The sequence below is a fragment of the Kribbella speibonae genome, assembly GCF_004331375.1.
GTDB classification, from domain to species: Bacteria; Actinomycetota; Actinomycetes; order Propionibacteriales; family Kribbellaceae; genus Kribbella; species Kribbella sindirgiensis.
In genome coordinates, this window is record NZ_SJKC01000005.1 from 102,744 (window position 1) to 116,291 (window position 13,548).

The following is a 13,548-nucleotide window of genomic DNA, read 5'->3' on the forward strand; positions in this document are numbered from 1 at the left end:
CATTTCATGGGTCAACCCAGGAAATGCGTTACGACTGGTCGGAGGCTCCGACGTACAGGAGCTTGTTCGGGGAGCCCGCGCCCGGGTCGCCGACCTTGTCGGCCGTCGAGGTGTCGACCAGCGCCTTGGCGACGTCGGCCGGGGTGGCGTCCGGGTGGCCGGCCAGGTACAGCGCGACCCCGCCGGCGACGTGCGGCGTGGCCATCGACGTACCGCTCATCTTCGCGGTGGCGTCCGGGTCGGTGATGCCGACCGAGGTGATGTCGACACCCGGCGCGAACAGGTCAACGCACTTGCCGAAGTTCGAGAACTCCGCGCGCTTGTCCTGGTCGTCGGTGGCGCCGACGGTGATCGCCGAGGGCTCCCGGGACGGCGAGCTCTGGCAGGCGTCCGCGCTTTCATTGCCGGCAGCAACGGCGTAGGTGACGCCGGAGTCGACCGAGGCCTTGACCGCCGCGTCGAGAGCGTCGTCGGCGCCGCCGCCGAGGCTCATGTTCGCGACCGCCGGCTTCTTGGCGTTCTTGGTCACCCAGTCGATCCCGGCCACGACGGACTCGGTCGAGCCGGAGCCCTTGCAGTCGAGGACCCGGACGCCGAAGACCTTCGCGCCCTTCGCCAGGCCGTACGTCGTACCCGCGATCGTGCCGGCCACATGGCTGCCGTGGCCCATGCAGTCGACGCCGTTCTGGCCGTCGCCGACGGTGTCGGTGCCGACCGACGCGCGGTCACCGAAGTCCTTGTGGGCCGCGTAGATCCCGGTGTCGATCACGTAGACGTTCACGTTCTCGGCGGTGGTCGACGCCTCGTACTTCTTGTCCAGCGGCAGGTCGCGCTGGTCGGTACGGTCCAGGCCCCACGGCGGGTCGTCCTGGCTGACCGTGATCTTCTGGTTCTGCTGGACGAACGCGACCCGCTTGTCACCGGCCAGTTTCTTCGCCTGCTCCTCGGTCATACCGGCCGAGAAGCCCTTGATCGACGCGTCGAACTGCTTCTTGACCTTGACGTCGTAGCTGGTGGCCAGGCTCTGCGTCGCGGCCCGGGTCTGGGCCCGCGAGGTCTGGCCGGCCAGGACGACGATGTAGCTGCCGGGGATCGCGTTGGAGCTACCGGCGCCGCGGATCGTGACGGGAGCGGTTTGCGACGCGTCACTGCCGGCCGCGGTAACGGCGATTCCGGTGACTGCGAGCGCGGACGCAGCGACCGCGCCGAGTAAAGCGCGTGGTCTGCTAAGGCTGTGTCCATTTTTGGGGAACATGGGCGGAACTCCCTCGAGTCAGCGCAAGGCCTTGTTGCCTCACGCAAAGGACCTGCGCATCTACCCTGGTGCACACGCTAGGGAGTGCGCCCATCCCAGCCGGGGGTCAACTCAGCCTTATGGGCAAACCCGCAATACGACCGCAATCTTCAGCCGCCTAGAAATGGGGTAAAGCCCGAGCCTGGTGATTGGAATACTTGCGCGCCGCGAACTCGTACGCCTCGACGATCAACGGCCGTAGCTGGTCCAGACCGGTCGGGTCGACGATCGCGACCCAGTACTGAGCGGCATAGAACGGATGCGGCATCAGTACGTCGCGGGCGGCGTAGTCGTGGCCCGAGTCGAGGACCCAGTCGGCGTCGCGCTCGGTCGGCACCGGTCCGAACAGCGAGGTGTACGTCGTCTTGGTGAGGCCGAGGTTGAGACGCCAGGACCCGGGCTCGTCGAGCCGCGACACCTTCTCGTAGTGGTCACCGGTGACGATGGTGGCGAACGGCTGCTGGCGTTCGGGTGGCAGGTCGCCGGCCGGGTCGTACAGATAGAACAGGTCGTCCTGGGCCTCGAGCACCCGGACGCCGTCGTACGCGCGAAAGATCCGATCGAGTTCGTCGACAGTCATACCTTCAAGTCTGTCATTGAACCCGCAGTAGAAACTCTGGCGCGATTCCGGGTTTGTCGGCGGCCCGAACTAGGGTGGTGACGTGGCTGATCCGTCCTCGTACCGTCCCGCTCCGGGATCGATCCCCGACTCGCCCGGTGTCTACCGCTTCAGTGACTCCGGCGGCCGGGTGATCTACGTCGGCAAGGCGAAGAACCTGCGCGCCCGCCTGTCGTCGTACTTCCAGGATCTGGTGAACCTGCATCCGCGCACGCAGGCGATGGTGACGACGGCCGCGAAGGTCGAGTGGACGGTGGTCTCGACCGAGGTCGAGTCGCTGCAGCTGGAGTACTCCTGGATCAAGGAGTACGACCCGCGCTTCAACGTGAAGTACCGCGACGACAAGTCGTACCCGTGGCTGGCGATCACCCTCAACGAGGAGTACCCGCGGGTGATGGTCGGCCGCGGCCAGAAGAAGAAGGGCGTGCGGTACTTCGGTCCGTACAGTCACGCGTGGGCGATCCGGGAGACCGTCGACCTGCTGCTCCGGGTGTTCCCGATGCGCTCGTGCAGCAAGGGCGTGTTCAACCGGCACCGGCAGATCGGCCGGCCCTGTCTGCTCGGGTACATCGGCAAGTGCGCCGCGCCGTGCACCGGTCAGGTGAGCCAGGAGGAGCACCGGCAGATCGTCGACGACTTCGCCGCGTTCCTGTCCGGCCAGACCGCGACGTACGTGCGCCGCCTGCAGAAGGAGATGCAGGCCGCCGCTGCCGAGCTCGAGTACGAGCGGGCGGCGAAGATCCGCGACGACCTGGCCGCGCTGGAGAAGGCCCTGGCCAAGAACGCTGTGGTCCTCGGCGACGGCACCGACACCGACGTGATCGCGTTGAGCGAGGACCCGCTCGAGGTCGCCGTACAGATCTTCTACGTCCGCGGCGGCCGGATCCGCGGTGAGCGCGGCTTCATCGCCGACAAGGCCGACGGTACGGCGAGCACCGGCGACCTGGTGTCCCGGTTCATCCAGCAGACGTACGCCGGGGACTCCGCCGACGCGATCCCGCGGGAAATCCTGGTGCCGACGATGCCCGAGGACGCGGCCGCGCTGACCGAGTGGCTCGAGGCGACGCGCGGCGCGCGGGTGGACATCCGGGTCCCGCAGCGCGGCGACAAGAAGGCCCTGATGGAGACCGTCGAGCGCAACGCGCTGCAGACGCTGACGATGCACAAGACCAAGCGGGCCAGCGATCTGACCACCCGCAACCAGGCGCTCGAGGAGATCCAGGCCGCGCTCGACCTGCCCGAGGCGCCGCTACGGCTGGAGTGCTACGACGTCTCGAACCTGCAGGGCACCGAGGTCGTCGCCTCGATGGTGGTCTTCGAGGACGGCCTGCCGCGCAAGAGCGAGTACCGGCGGTTCGTGATCAAGGGCGTCGACGGGCAGAACGACGTCGCCTCGATCGCCGAGGTGCTGACCCGGCGGTTCAAGCGCCTCCTGGACGAGCGCGCCGCACACGCCGAGGAAGACGATCCGTCGGCCACCCTCATCGACCCCGAGACCGGGAGGGCGAAGAAGTTCGCGTACGCGCCGGGGCTCGTGGTCGTCGACGGCGGTCCGCCCCAGGTGGCGGCCGCCCGGCAGGCGATGGACGAGATCGGCGTCGGGGACATCCCCGTCGTCGGCCTGGCCAAGCGGCTGGAGGAGGTGTGGGTGCCGGACGAGGAAGACCCGGTGATCTTCTCCCGTACGTCGGAAGGCCTGTACCTGCTGCAGCGGCTCCGGGACGAGGCGCACCGGTTCGCGATCACCCATCACCGCAACCGGCGGTCGAAGTCGATGGTCGAGAGCACCCTCGACGAGGTCCCGGGGCTGGGCGACGTACGGCGGAAGACGTTGCTGCGGCACTTCGGGTCGCTCAAGAAGTTGCGGGCGGCCACCGTTGAAGAGGTGGCCGGCCTGCCCGGATTCGGGCCGCGGCTCGCCGAGTCCGTCGTACTGGCGGTTAACGCTGCCGCAACGAAGGCGGAAACCGGCCGGGCTCCGTCGGTGAACACGGCCACGGGCGAGATACTGGGAGATGACGTCCCTGCACCGGCCGGGGCGCCTGACGGGGATCCAGGGAGAACTGAGAACTGATGGACGACACGGGCGGCAACCTCATCATCGTGTCCGGTATGTCGGGCGCGGGACGGAGCTCCGTCGCCGACGTACTGGAGGACCTCGGCTGGTTCGTCGTGGACAACCTGCCGCCGATGTTCCTGACCACCCTCGTCGAGCAGGTCGTCGGCACCGGCGCGGCGCCACGGCTCGCGGTCGTCGTCGACGTCCGGACCGGGCTGTTCTTCAGCGAGCTGAGCTCGGCGATCCACGACCTGCGGCTGAAGGGGTACCGGCCGCTGACGCTGTTCCTGGAGGCGTCCGACGACGTGATCGTGCGCCGGCAGGAGGGCGTCCGCCGGCCGCACCCGTTGCAGGGCGAGGGCCGGCTGCTCGACGGCATCCAGCGGGAGCGGGAGCTGCTCGGCGACATCCGGGCCGGCGCCGACCTGGTGATCGACACCTCGAGCCTGAACATCCACCAGCTCGCCGCGAAGATCGTGAACGCGTTCGGCGACGAGGAGAACGCGGAGCTGCGGGCGACCGTGGTGTCGTTCGGGTTCAAGTACGGCATCCCGGTGGACGCCGACGTGGTCGCCGACATGCGCTTCATCCCGAACCCGTACTGGCAGCCCGACCTGCGCCCGATGACCGGGCAGGACCGGCCTGTGTCAGACTTCGTGCTCGGCCATCCGCTGGCCCAGCAGTTCCTGCAGAACTACGTGGACGTGCTGGACACCCTGCGGACCGGCTACCTGAACGAGGGCAAGCGCTTCGTCACCGTCGCGATCGGCTGCACCGGGGGAAAGCACCGCAGCGTCGCGATGGCCGAGGAGATCGCCCGAAGGCTGCGCGAGAAAGGCTCACCGACGTTAGTGGTACACCGGGACCTGGGGCGCGAGTGACGCGAGCGCCCAGGGTCGTTGCACTGGGTGGGGGACATGGCCTGGCCGCATCCCTTTCCGCGCTGCGGCATGTGACCGATCAGCTGACCGCGGTCGTCACGGTCGCCGACAACGGCGGCTCGTCGGGGCGGCTGCGCCAGGAGCTCGGCGTACTGCCGCCGGGTGATCTGCGGATGGCGCTGGCCGCGCTCTGCCGTGACGACGAGTGGGGCCGGACGTGGGCCGACGTCCTCCAGCATCGCTTCCGCAGCAACGGTGAGCTGCACGACCACGCGGTCGGCAACCTGCTGATCGTCGCGTTGTGGGAGCTGCTCGGCGAGGCGGTCGACGGACTCGACTGGGTCGGCCGGCTGCTCGGCGCCGAGGGCCGGGTGCTGCCGATGTCCGCCGTACCGCTGGACATCACCGCGCGGGTGCTCGGGCTGGACCCGGCGCATCCGGAGGCGATCGCGGAGATCCGCGGTCAGGCCGAGGTGGCGTCGACGGAGGGGCATGTCGTCGACGTCGCGCTGGACCCGGCCGATCCGCCGGCTTGCCCCGAGGCGCTGGTGGCGGTGGCGGAAGCCGACTGGGTCGTGGTGGGCCCGGGGTCCTGGTTCACCTCGGTGATCCCGAATCTGCTGGTGCCCGAGCTGTGCCGCGGCCTCGAGCAGACCAGCGCCCGCCGGCTCCTCACGCTGAACCTGGGGGAGCAGAAGGGGGAGACGGACGGCTTCTCGCCCGAGACGCACCTGGAGGTGCTCGCCGGGCACGCGCCGGATCTCCGGATCGACGTGGTGCTCGCCGACGCCGGCCACGTGCCCGACCCCGAGTCGCTGCGCCGTACGGCGGAGTCCCTCGGGGCCGAGCTGGTGATCGCCGACATCGCCGACGAGGACCGCGACCTGCATCACGCCCCGGACAAGCTCGCGAAGGTGTACCGCGAGATCTTCAGCTAGTCAGTCGAAGTCGGCGTCCACGGTCTTCTTGGCGGTGTACACCTGCTTGCCCTGGGCGTCGTACCCGCGGACGCGGACCGTCTGGATGTCGGAGTTCCCGCCGGTGAGACCCCAGATGTAGTAGCCGTTGGAGATCAGCGCGCGGGTCGGGCCCTGCTTTGGCAAGTCGACGACGATCTGCGCGACGCCGTCCGGCACCATCCCGAAGTTGAAGTCGTCGCCGAACGTCCCGTCGGCCTGCACAGCGCCGCGGCTGTAGTCGTACGCGCCCTTCGCCGTGGCCGCCAGCATGTGGCACCACGCGTGCACCTTCTGGTCCGGTGAGATCAGTACGGCGGTGAGCTTGTTGCCGGTGCCTGTCTTGAGCGCGACCTGCCAGTCCTTCGTGACCGGCCCGGCGGCCTTGATCCGCGGATCCTGCGGGCTCTTGCTGCCTTGGAAGTAGATGTCGTCCACGCCCCGGCATCGCGTGGTGATCTGCTCGTCGGTCAGCGGACTCACCGGCGGCGGGGGAGCGAGTGCCTTCCCCGTCAACGGGTCCTTCGTGAGTACGACGTTCGGCGTGATCGGCTCGGCGGTCTTGACCGTGACGTCGTCCGGGACGGACGGCCGGTTCGTCGCGGCTGTCGGGAGCGTGGGGCGTGTGTACTCGAAGATCTTGCGGCCGTCGGCGTCGTACCCGCGGACCTGCCGCAGCCGCCCGCTGGTCCGCGAATCGTCGAACCCGAGCGAGTAGAAGCCGTTCTCGCCGAGGAGCGCCTGCAGCGGCTGGGTCTCGCCATCGACGTCGACCAGAACCTCGCGGACACCGTCCGGAACGCGGCCCTCGGGCATCCCGATCGGGGTGCGGCCCGCGACAGCCTCCGCCTTGGTGGTGGATCGCCCGTACGACTGCGCCTGCCCGACGCTCATCAACGTGCAGGTGCTGACGATCGATTGATCCGGTGACAGGAACATCGCCTGGACCTTGTTGCCGGTGCCTGCCTTCACGACGACCTTCCAGCGGGCGTCGAGCGGTTGCTTGTTGTCGTAGGCGTTGGCGCCGTGCTCGCGCAGGAAGTCGACGTACTCCTTGTCGGCCTGCTTGCACTGGGTGCGCAGTTCGGCGTCGCTCAGTTGGCTGACCGGCGGAGGCGGCTTGACCTGTGCGCCGGTTTCGTCGCTGATGACGCGACCGGTCTTCGCATCGATCGTGATCCGCGGGCCGTCGGCCGGGCCGGTGCTCTCGTTGCGGTTCGCGGACCAGGTGGCGACGCCAGCGATGATGACGCCGGTGGTCAGGACGGCGGTGGAGACTGTTGCGATCCGCGTCCGTCGCACGGAGTGCCGGGCTCGCACGAGCAGGTCGTCGACGTCGGTGGTCAGCGGCCGGTCGGTGTCGTCGGCGGCAGCGGCGAGCAAGCGTTCGATGTCCGTACTCATGAGGCGCTCCTTTCGGTCTGGTCGAGAAGTTCGCGGAGGCGGGTGAGGCCGCGGGACGTCTGGCTCTTCACGCCGCCGACACCGATGCCGAGGATGTCGGCGGTCTGTTCGAGGCTGAGGTCGGCGTAGTGCCGCAGCACGACGCACGCGCGTTGGCTCGGTGGCAGTGCGCCGAGCGCCTGGACCACGAGCATCCGGTCGTCGACGGCGCTGACCGGATCAGGGTGCGTCTGCTCGTCGGAGTCGACGAGACGCTCCCGTCGCCAGGGCTTCCTGGACTGGTCGAACACGGCCGTGACCAGGCATTGGTGCGCATAGCCGTTCAGCCCTTGGGTGCGGTCGATCCGGTGCCAGCGGCGGTACACCTTCACCAGCGCGTCCTGCGCCGCGTCCTCCGCCCGGTGCCAGTCGCCGCACATCAGGTACGCCGTTCTGCGCAGCCGCCGGATCGTGGTGGCGGCGAACTCGGTGAACTCGGCGTCGTCCGGTGCCTTCATACCCCTCCTCTCGGACCGTCGCCGGAGTAACGCACTGACTGCGCTCAAAGGTTGCAGAGCGCGTAACCGGGGCAGCTTCCGGCCGTTGGGTCTTTGACATGGGTGGGAGGATGGCCTTCATGGCGATGACAGCACAGGTGAAGTCCGAGTTGACCAGTATTCAGGTGACGAAACCGTGTTGCCGCAAGGCCGAGGTCTCGTCGATCCTGCGGTTCGCGGGCGGGTTGCACCTGGTGTCCGGACGCATCGTCGTCGAGGCGGAACTGGACAGCGGCGCGGCGGCCCGGCGGCTGCGGAAGGACATCGCCGAGATCTTCGGGCACCCGTCGGACGTGGTGGTGATTTCCCCGTCAGGGATCCGCAAGCAGACGAAGTACGTCGTTCGCGTGGTCCGGGACGGTGACGCGCTGGCGCGGCAGACCGGCCTTGTGGACAACCGTGGCCGTCCGGTCCGGGGGCTTCCGCCGGCGGTCGTGTCCGGGGCGTCCTGTGACGCGGTGGCGGCCTGGCGGGGAGCGTTCCTCGCGCACGGTTCGCTGACCGAGCCCGGCCGGTCGTCCTCGCTCGAGGTGACCTGCCCCGGGCCGGAGGCGGCGCTCGCGCTGGTCGGTGCGGCGCGGCGGCTCGGGATCGGTTCGAAGGCCCGCGAGGTGCGGAACGTGGACCGTGTGGTGATCCGCGACGGTGACGCGATCGGCGCCCTGCTCACCCGGCTCGGCGCGCACGAGTCGGTGCTGGCGTGGGAGGAGCGGCGGATGCGCCGCGAGGTCCGCGCGACCGCGAACCGGCTGGCCAACTTCGACGACGCGAACCTGCGCCGCTCCGCCCGCGCGGCGGTGGCGGCGGGTGCGCGTGTCGAGCGCGCGCTGGAGATCCTCGGCGACGACGTACCGGACCACCTGCAGGTGGCGGGCAAGCTGCGGCTGGAGCACAAGCAGGCCAGTCTGGAAGAGCTCGGCCAGCTGCACGAGCCGGCCCTCACGAAGGACGCCGTCGCCGGCCGGATCCGCCGCCTGCTCGCGATGGCCGACAAGCGCGCCAGCGACCTCGGCGTCCCGAACACCGAAGCCAACCTCACCCCAGAAATGCTCGACCCGGCCTGACCGGATCGTTATCCATAACCGGCTGCGCGCGCCTTGCCAGATCGGTTGGATTGCCGCATGGGTGATGCAAACGAAGAAGAGCTGGAACAACGTCGGCAGGCCATCATCGGCGAGCAGAACCGGCAGGCCGCGGCGCAGCGGGCGAAGGAGCTGGAGGACTTCCGAAAGGCCGAGGAAGCCCGGAAGGCCGCCGAGGCGGCGAGCAAGGGCAACATGCTCGCCGATCCGGAGGCGGCTGCGCCTAGCTGGCCTGACGACGGTATGCAGGCCGTGCCGCAGACCGGGCTCGACAAGGTGGCCGGCGCGCTCGGTGTCGGGCACGCGGGAGATATTGCGTTCGCCCGGAACCTGCTGAACAGCGGGCAGGTTCCGCTGGGCGGCGTGACCAAGCAGGAACCGGCCGCCGACGGCGCGAAGGAAAGCGCCGCCGGGGCGCGGTCCGCGAAGCCGGCCCTCGGCCTCGGCTGACACCGGATCTCCGCCACTCACCAACCGGCCGGATCGTGACGCCCGCACGGTAGGCGACCGCTGGATGTTCCACCTGCGTGCGGGTTGGTGAGTGGCGGAGGTCCGGTCACCCGGATCGAAGGGTTTCCCGGTGATTCCGGGGTTTTCGAGGCCGACCGGTTCCTTTTGGCGGGGGGCTCGTCGAGGGTGTGCGTGCCCATTCGCGCATGACCTGTCCCGGGTTGTGCGTGTCTCCCGCCCAAGGAGTACCGCATGAAGCGCATTCATCGCGCCGGACTGGCCGCGACCGCGATCGCCGGTCTGGCCGTCGTCACCATCACCGTGAACGTGCAGGCCGCCCAACCCGGCGGCTCGGTCGCGTCCCCGGTCGCGGCCGCGCGCGCCAATGCCGCGCAGCTCGGCCTCGGTGACGGCGGTGACCTGGTCGTCCGTGACGTCGTCACCGACGCGGACGGCAGCAGCCACGTCCGGTTCGACCGCACGTACCAGGGTCTGCCCGTCGTCGGCGGCGATGTCGTCGTCCACCAGGACAAGGCCGGCAAGGCCCGCTCGTCCAGCGGTGGCGTCGGCAAGCTCAGCCTGTCGACCAAGCCGGCCGTGTCCGCCGCGACCGCATTCGCCGCTGCCAAGACGAAGAGCAGCAAGCAGCAGCTCGTCGTCTTCGTGACGAACGCCGGTCAGTCCAAGCTCGCCTACAAGGTCGTCAGCGAGGGCCGCAAGGCCAACGGCGAGCCGACCGGCACCGAGACGTACGTCGACGCGCAGAACGGCAAGGTTCTGGACAGCTGGACCACGGTCAACGACGATCTGGGCAGCGGCACCGGCCTGTACGTCGGCACCGTCGGCCTGGACACCACGAAGTCCGGCACCAGCTGGACAATGGTCGACCCGGTCCGCGGCGGCAACGCGACGTACAACGCGGGCACGCTGTTCTCCGACGCCGACAACGTGTGGGGGACCGGCAGCAACTCGAACGCGCAGACCGCCGGCGTCGACGCCCACTACGGCATCGCGAAGACGTGGGACTACTACAAGAGCGTGCACGGCCGCAACGGCATCGCCAACGACGGCAAGGGCGCGAAGTCGTACGTCCACGACGGCGCGTATGTGAACGCGTCCTGGAGCGACTCCTGCTTCTGCATGCGGTACGGCGACGGCGACGCGAGCCAGGGGATCGGCCCGCTCGTCGAGCTGGACATCGCCGGCCACGAGATGAGCCACGGCGTCACGAGCCGCTCGGCCGGCCTGCGCTACAGCGGCGAGTCCGGCGGCCTGAACGAGTCGACGTCGGACATCTTCGGTACGGCGGTCGAGTGGTACGCCGCGAACAGTCAGGACACCCCGGACTACGTGATGGGTGAGGAGATCTTCACCGACTACAACCCGGCGGTGAACTACATCCGGCGGATGGACAAGCCGTCGATGGACGGCTCCAGCGCCGACGCGTGGTCGAAGGGCGTCGGCCGGCTGAACGTGCACTACTCGTCCGGCGTCGGGAACCACTTCTTCTACCTGCTGTCCGAGGGCAGCGGCGCAAAGACGATCAACGGCGTCGCGTACAACAGCCCGGCCGCCAACGGCGTCACGGTCACCGGGATCGGCATCACCAAGGCCGAGAAGATCTGGTACCGCGCGCTGACGACGTACATGACGTCCCGGACCGACTACCACGGTGCGCGGACGGCGACGCTGAACGCGGCGACGGACCTGTACGGCGCGAGCAGCCCGGAGCGGGCCGCGGTCGAGAAGGCGTGGACCGCGGTGAACGTTCTGCCGTAATTGCGTGAACATCGGTGCGAGCGGCGGTTTCCGGAGAGACATTCCGGAAATCGCCGTTCGTCGTACCAGCCAGTGGTCTGGTCTGAAGCCGTGAAAAATAACCGGTGGTCTCATCTGGACGCTACCAGTTGATCGAGTGGGCTGTTGGGCTAGTGTTCGGGCTGTAGCGGCAGTGCCAAAGCTAGTTCTGAGGAGACGCAGACCCGTGACCGTACGCGTAGGTATCAACGGCTTCGGCCGCATCGGCCGTAACTTCTTCCGCGCCGTGCAGGCGTCCGGTGCCGACATCGAGGTCGTCGCCGTCAACGACCTGACCGACAACCAGACCCTCGCCCACCTGCTGAAGTACGACTCGATCCTGGGCCGGTTCCCGGGTGAGGTCTCCGCCACCGACGACGACATCACCGTCGGCGGCCACAGCTTCAAGGCGTTCGCCGAGCGCGACCCGGCCAACCTGAAGTGGTCGGACGTCGGCGCCGACGTGGTGATCGAGTCCACCGGTTTCTTCACCGACGCCACCAAGGCCAAGACGCACGCCGACAACGGCGCCAAGAAGGTCATCATCTCCGCCCCGGCGAAGAACGAGGACCTGACCGTGGTGATGGGCGTGAACCACGACCTGTACGACGCCGAGAAGCACACCGTGATCTCGAACGCGTCCTGCACCACGAACTGCATCGCCCCGCTGGCCAAGGTCCTCAACGACGCGTTCACGATCGAGAAGGGTCTGATGACCACGATCCACGCGTACACCCAGGACCAGAACCTGCAGGACGGCCCGCACAAGGACCTGCGCCGCGCCCGCGCCGCCGCGCTGAACATCGTCCCGACCTCGACCGGCGCCGCGAAGGCGATCGGCCTGGTGCTGCCGGAGCTCAAGGGCAAGCTGGACGGCTACGCGCTGCGCGTCCCGGTCCCGACCGGCTCGGCCACCGACCTGACCGTCGAGGTCGGCCGCGAGGTCACCGTCGAAGAGGTCAAGGAGGCCTACAAGGCCGCCGCGTCCGAGGGCTCCCTCAAGGGCTACCTGACCTACACCGAGGACGACATCGTCTCGAGCGACATCGTCACCGACCCGGCGTCCTGCATCTTCGACGCCGGCCTGACCAAGGTGATCGGCAACCAGGTCAAGGTCGTCGGCTGGTACGACAACGAGTGGGGCTACTCGAACCGCCTCGTGGACCTGGTGAACCACGTCGGCGCCTCGCTCTGACATTCCGCAAGCGTTGCGTCCGAAGAGAGCCTGGTGCTCTCTTCGGACGCAAGCTCGTTTCTCACGAGGAAGCTGAACTGTGAAGACCATCGAAGATCTCGGCGACCTGGCCGGCCAGCGGGTGCTGGTCCGGTCCGACCTGAACGTGCCGATCAAGGACGAGGTGATCGGCGACGACGGCCGGATCCGCGCGTCGCTGCCGACTCTGGTGAAGCTGGCGAAGGCGGGCGCGAAGGTGATCGTGACCGCGCACCTCGGCCGTCCCAAGGGCCAGCCGAACCCGGCGTACACGCTGGCCCCGGTGGCCAAGCGGCTCGGTGAGCTGCTGCAGCCCGAGGGCATCACGGTGCGGTTCGCCACCGACGTCACCGGTGACGCGGCGCAGACCGCCGTACAGGATCTCGACGAGGGCGAGGTCCTGCTGCTGGAGAACGTGCGCTACGACCCGCGCGAGGAGAGCAAGGACGAGGCCGAGCGGGGTGCGCTGGCCGATGAGCTCGCGGCGCTCGCGGATGTCTTCGTCAGCGACGGCTTCGGTGTCGTGCACCGCAAGCAGGCCAGTGTGTACGACGTCGCGCGCAAGCTCCCGCACGCCGCGGGCGGACTGGTGCTGGCCGAGGTCGACGTACTGAAGAAGCTCACCGAGGACCCGGCCCGGCCGTACGTCGTCGTACTCGGCGGCGCCAAGGTGTCGGACAAGCTCGCGGTGATCGACAATCTGCTCGCCAAGGCCGACAAGCTGCTGATCGGCGGCGGGATGGTCTTCACGTTCCTGAAGGCGCAGGGCCACGAGGTCGGCAAGAGCCTGCTCGAGGAGGACCAGCTCGACGTGGTCCGCGGCTACCTGAAGGAGGCCGGCGACAAGATCGTGCTGCCGACCGACATCGTGGTCGCACCCGAGTTCAAGGCGGACTCGCCGGCCACCGTCGTGGCCGCGGACGCGATCCCGGCCGACCAGCTCGGCCTGGACATCGGCCCGGACTCCGCGAAGGTCTTCGCCGCCGAGGTCGCCGCGGCGCGCACCGTCTTCTGGAACGGCCCGATGGGCGTGTTCGAGATGGCCGCGTTCGCGGGCGGAACCAAGGCGGTCGCGCAGGCGTTGACCGAGGTGGACGGGCTGAGTGTCGTCGGCGGCGGTGACTCCGCGGCCGCCGTCCGGCAGCTAGGCTTCGCCGACGACGCGTTCGGCCACATCTCCACCGGTGGCGGCGCGTCGCTGGAATACCTGGAGGGCAAGGAGCTCCCGGGTCTCGCCGTACTGGAAGAGGACTGAGC

Annotated in this window: 12 protein-coding genes; 8 read left to right on the forward strand and 4 right to left on the reverse strand. The window is 68.7% G+C overall.

Annotated features, from left to right (window positions below; all coding sequences use genetic code 11):
* Positions 1-28 precede the first annotated feature (28 nt).
* Positions 29-1,255, reverse strand: a complete 1,227-nt coding sequence (locus tag E0H92_RS31725) for a S8 family peptidase (RefSeq protein ID WP_131461412.1) — start codon at positions 1,253-1,255, stop codon at positions 29-31.
* 157 nt (positions 1,256-1,412) lie between these two features.
* Complete coding sequence (locus E0H92_RS31730; RefSeq protein ID WP_131498840.1) at positions 1,413-1,874, reverse strand: DUF6194 family protein; 462 nt, start codon at positions 1,872-1,874, stop codon at positions 1,413-1,415.
* Between the two features lie 82 nt (positions 1,875-1,956).
* Between E0H92_RS31730 and uvrC the strand changes: the two genes are divergently transcribed.
* From uvrC to E0H92_RS31745, 3 genes are read left to right on the forward strand one after another with little or no spacing between them, the layout of a single operon-like run.
* On the forward strand, positions 1,957-3,987 hold the full coding sequence (gene uvrC / locus E0H92_RS31735) for an excinuclease ABC subunit UvrC (protein WP_131498841.1): 2,031 nt from the start codon (positions 1,957-1,959) through the stop codon (positions 3,985-3,987).
* Positions 3,987-4,853 (forward strand): RNase adapter RapZ, encoded by an 867-nt coding sequence (gene rapZ, locus E0H92_RS31740; protein WP_131296880.1) that lies wholly within the window; start codon positions 3,987-3,989, stop codon positions 4,851-4,853. The genes uvrC and rapZ overlap by 1 nt, the downstream gene beginning before the upstream one ends.
* Positions 4,850-5,791 (forward strand): gluconeogenesis factor YvcK family protein, encoded by a 942-nt coding sequence (locus E0H92_RS31745; protein ID WP_131498842.1) that lies wholly within the window; start codon positions 4,850-4,852, stop codon positions 5,789-5,791. The genes rapZ and E0H92_RS31745 overlap by 4 nt, the downstream gene beginning before the upstream one ends.
* On the opposite strand, the gene E0H92_RS31750 is transcribed toward E0H92_RS31745, so the two are convergent.
* Both E0H92_RS31750 and E0H92_RS31755 read right to left on the reverse strand, forming a co-directional pair.
* Positions 5,792-7,213, reverse strand: coding sequence for a hypothetical protein (locus E0H92_RS31750; protein WP_131498843.1), 1,422 nt, complete (start codon positions 7,211-7,213; stop codon positions 5,792-5,794). It lies immediately after the preceding gene.
* Entirely contained in the window at positions 7,210-7,710 is a 501-nt protein-coding gene (locus E0H92_RS31755) for a SigE family RNA polymerase sigma factor (protein ID WP_131498844.1), read from the reverse strand. The genes E0H92_RS31750 and E0H92_RS31755 overlap by 4 nt, the downstream gene beginning before the upstream one ends.
* Positions 7,711-7,829: 119 nt before the next feature.
* Between E0H92_RS31755 and whiA the strand changes: the two genes are divergently transcribed.
* The 5 genes from whiA (at position 7,830) to E0H92_RS31780 (ending at position 13,546) form a co-directional block, all read left to right on the forward strand.
* Positions 7,830-8,813: a DNA-binding protein WhiA gene (gene whiA, locus E0H92_RS31760; RefSeq protein WP_130448357.1), complete on the forward strand. Its 984-nt coding sequence runs from the start codon at positions 7,830-7,832 to the stop codon at positions 8,811-8,813.
* Between the two features lie 57 nt (positions 8,814-8,870).
* Positions 8,871-9,281 (forward strand): hypothetical protein, encoded by a 411-nt coding sequence (locus E0H92_RS31765; protein ID WP_131461418.1) that lies wholly within the window; start codon positions 8,871-8,873, stop codon positions 9,279-9,281.
* A gap of 252 nt (positions 9,282-9,533) precedes the next feature.
* Complete coding sequence (locus E0H92_RS31770) at positions 9,534-11,060, forward strand: M4 family metallopeptidase (protein ID WP_131498845.1); 1,527 nt, start codon at positions 9,534-9,536, stop codon at positions 11,058-11,060.
* 205 nt (positions 11,061-11,265) lie between these two features.
* Positions 11,266-12,273 (forward strand): type I glyceraldehyde-3-phosphate dehydrogenase, encoded by a 1,008-nt coding sequence (gene gap, locus E0H92_RS31775; protein WP_131461420.1) that lies wholly within the window; start codon positions 11,266-11,268, stop codon positions 12,271-12,273.
* A gap of 79 nt (positions 12,274-12,352) precedes the next feature.
* Positions 12,353-13,546, forward strand: a complete 1,194-nt coding sequence (locus tag E0H92_RS31780) for a phosphoglycerate kinase (RefSeq protein ID WP_131498846.1) — start codon at positions 12,353-12,355, stop codon at positions 13,544-13,546.
* Positions 13,547-13,548: the final 2 nt, after the last annotated feature.

What these genes read in the sequence shown, in the direction of transcription:
- E0H92_RS31755 (WP_131498844.1), bottom strand. Translation starts at nt 7,710, where the DNA reads ATGAAGGCACCGGACGACGCCGAGTTCACCGAGTTCGCCGCCACCACG.
- E0H92_RS31765 (WP_131461418.1), top strand. Translation starts at nt 8,871, where the DNA reads ATGGGTGATGCAAACGAAGAAGAGCTGGAACAACGTCGGCAGGCCATC.
- E0H92_RS31750 (WP_131498843.1), bottom strand. Translation starts at nt 7,213, where the DNA reads ATGAGTACGGACATCGAACGCTTGCTCGCCGCTGCCGCCGACGACACC.
- E0H92_RS31725 (WP_131461412.1), bottom strand. Translation starts at nt 1,255, where the DNA reads ATGTTCCCCAAAAATGGACACAGCCTTAGCAGACCACGCGCTTTACTC.
- E0H92_RS31770 (WP_131498845.1), top strand. Translation starts at nt 9,534, where the DNA reads ATGAAGCGCATTCATCGCGCCGGACTGGCCGCGACCGCGATCGCCGGT.
- E0H92_RS31730 (WP_131498840.1), bottom strand. Translation starts at nt 1,874, where the DNA reads ATGACTGTCGACGAACTCGATCGGATCTTTCGCGCGTACGACGGCGTC.
- whiA (WP_130448357.1), top strand. Translation starts at nt 7,830, where the DNA reads ATGGCGATGACAGCACAGGTGAAGTCCGAGTTGACCAGTATTCAGGTG.
- rapZ (WP_131296880.1), top strand. Translation starts at nt 3,987, where the DNA reads ATGGACGACACGGGCGGCAACCTCATCATCGTGTCCGGTATGTCGGGC.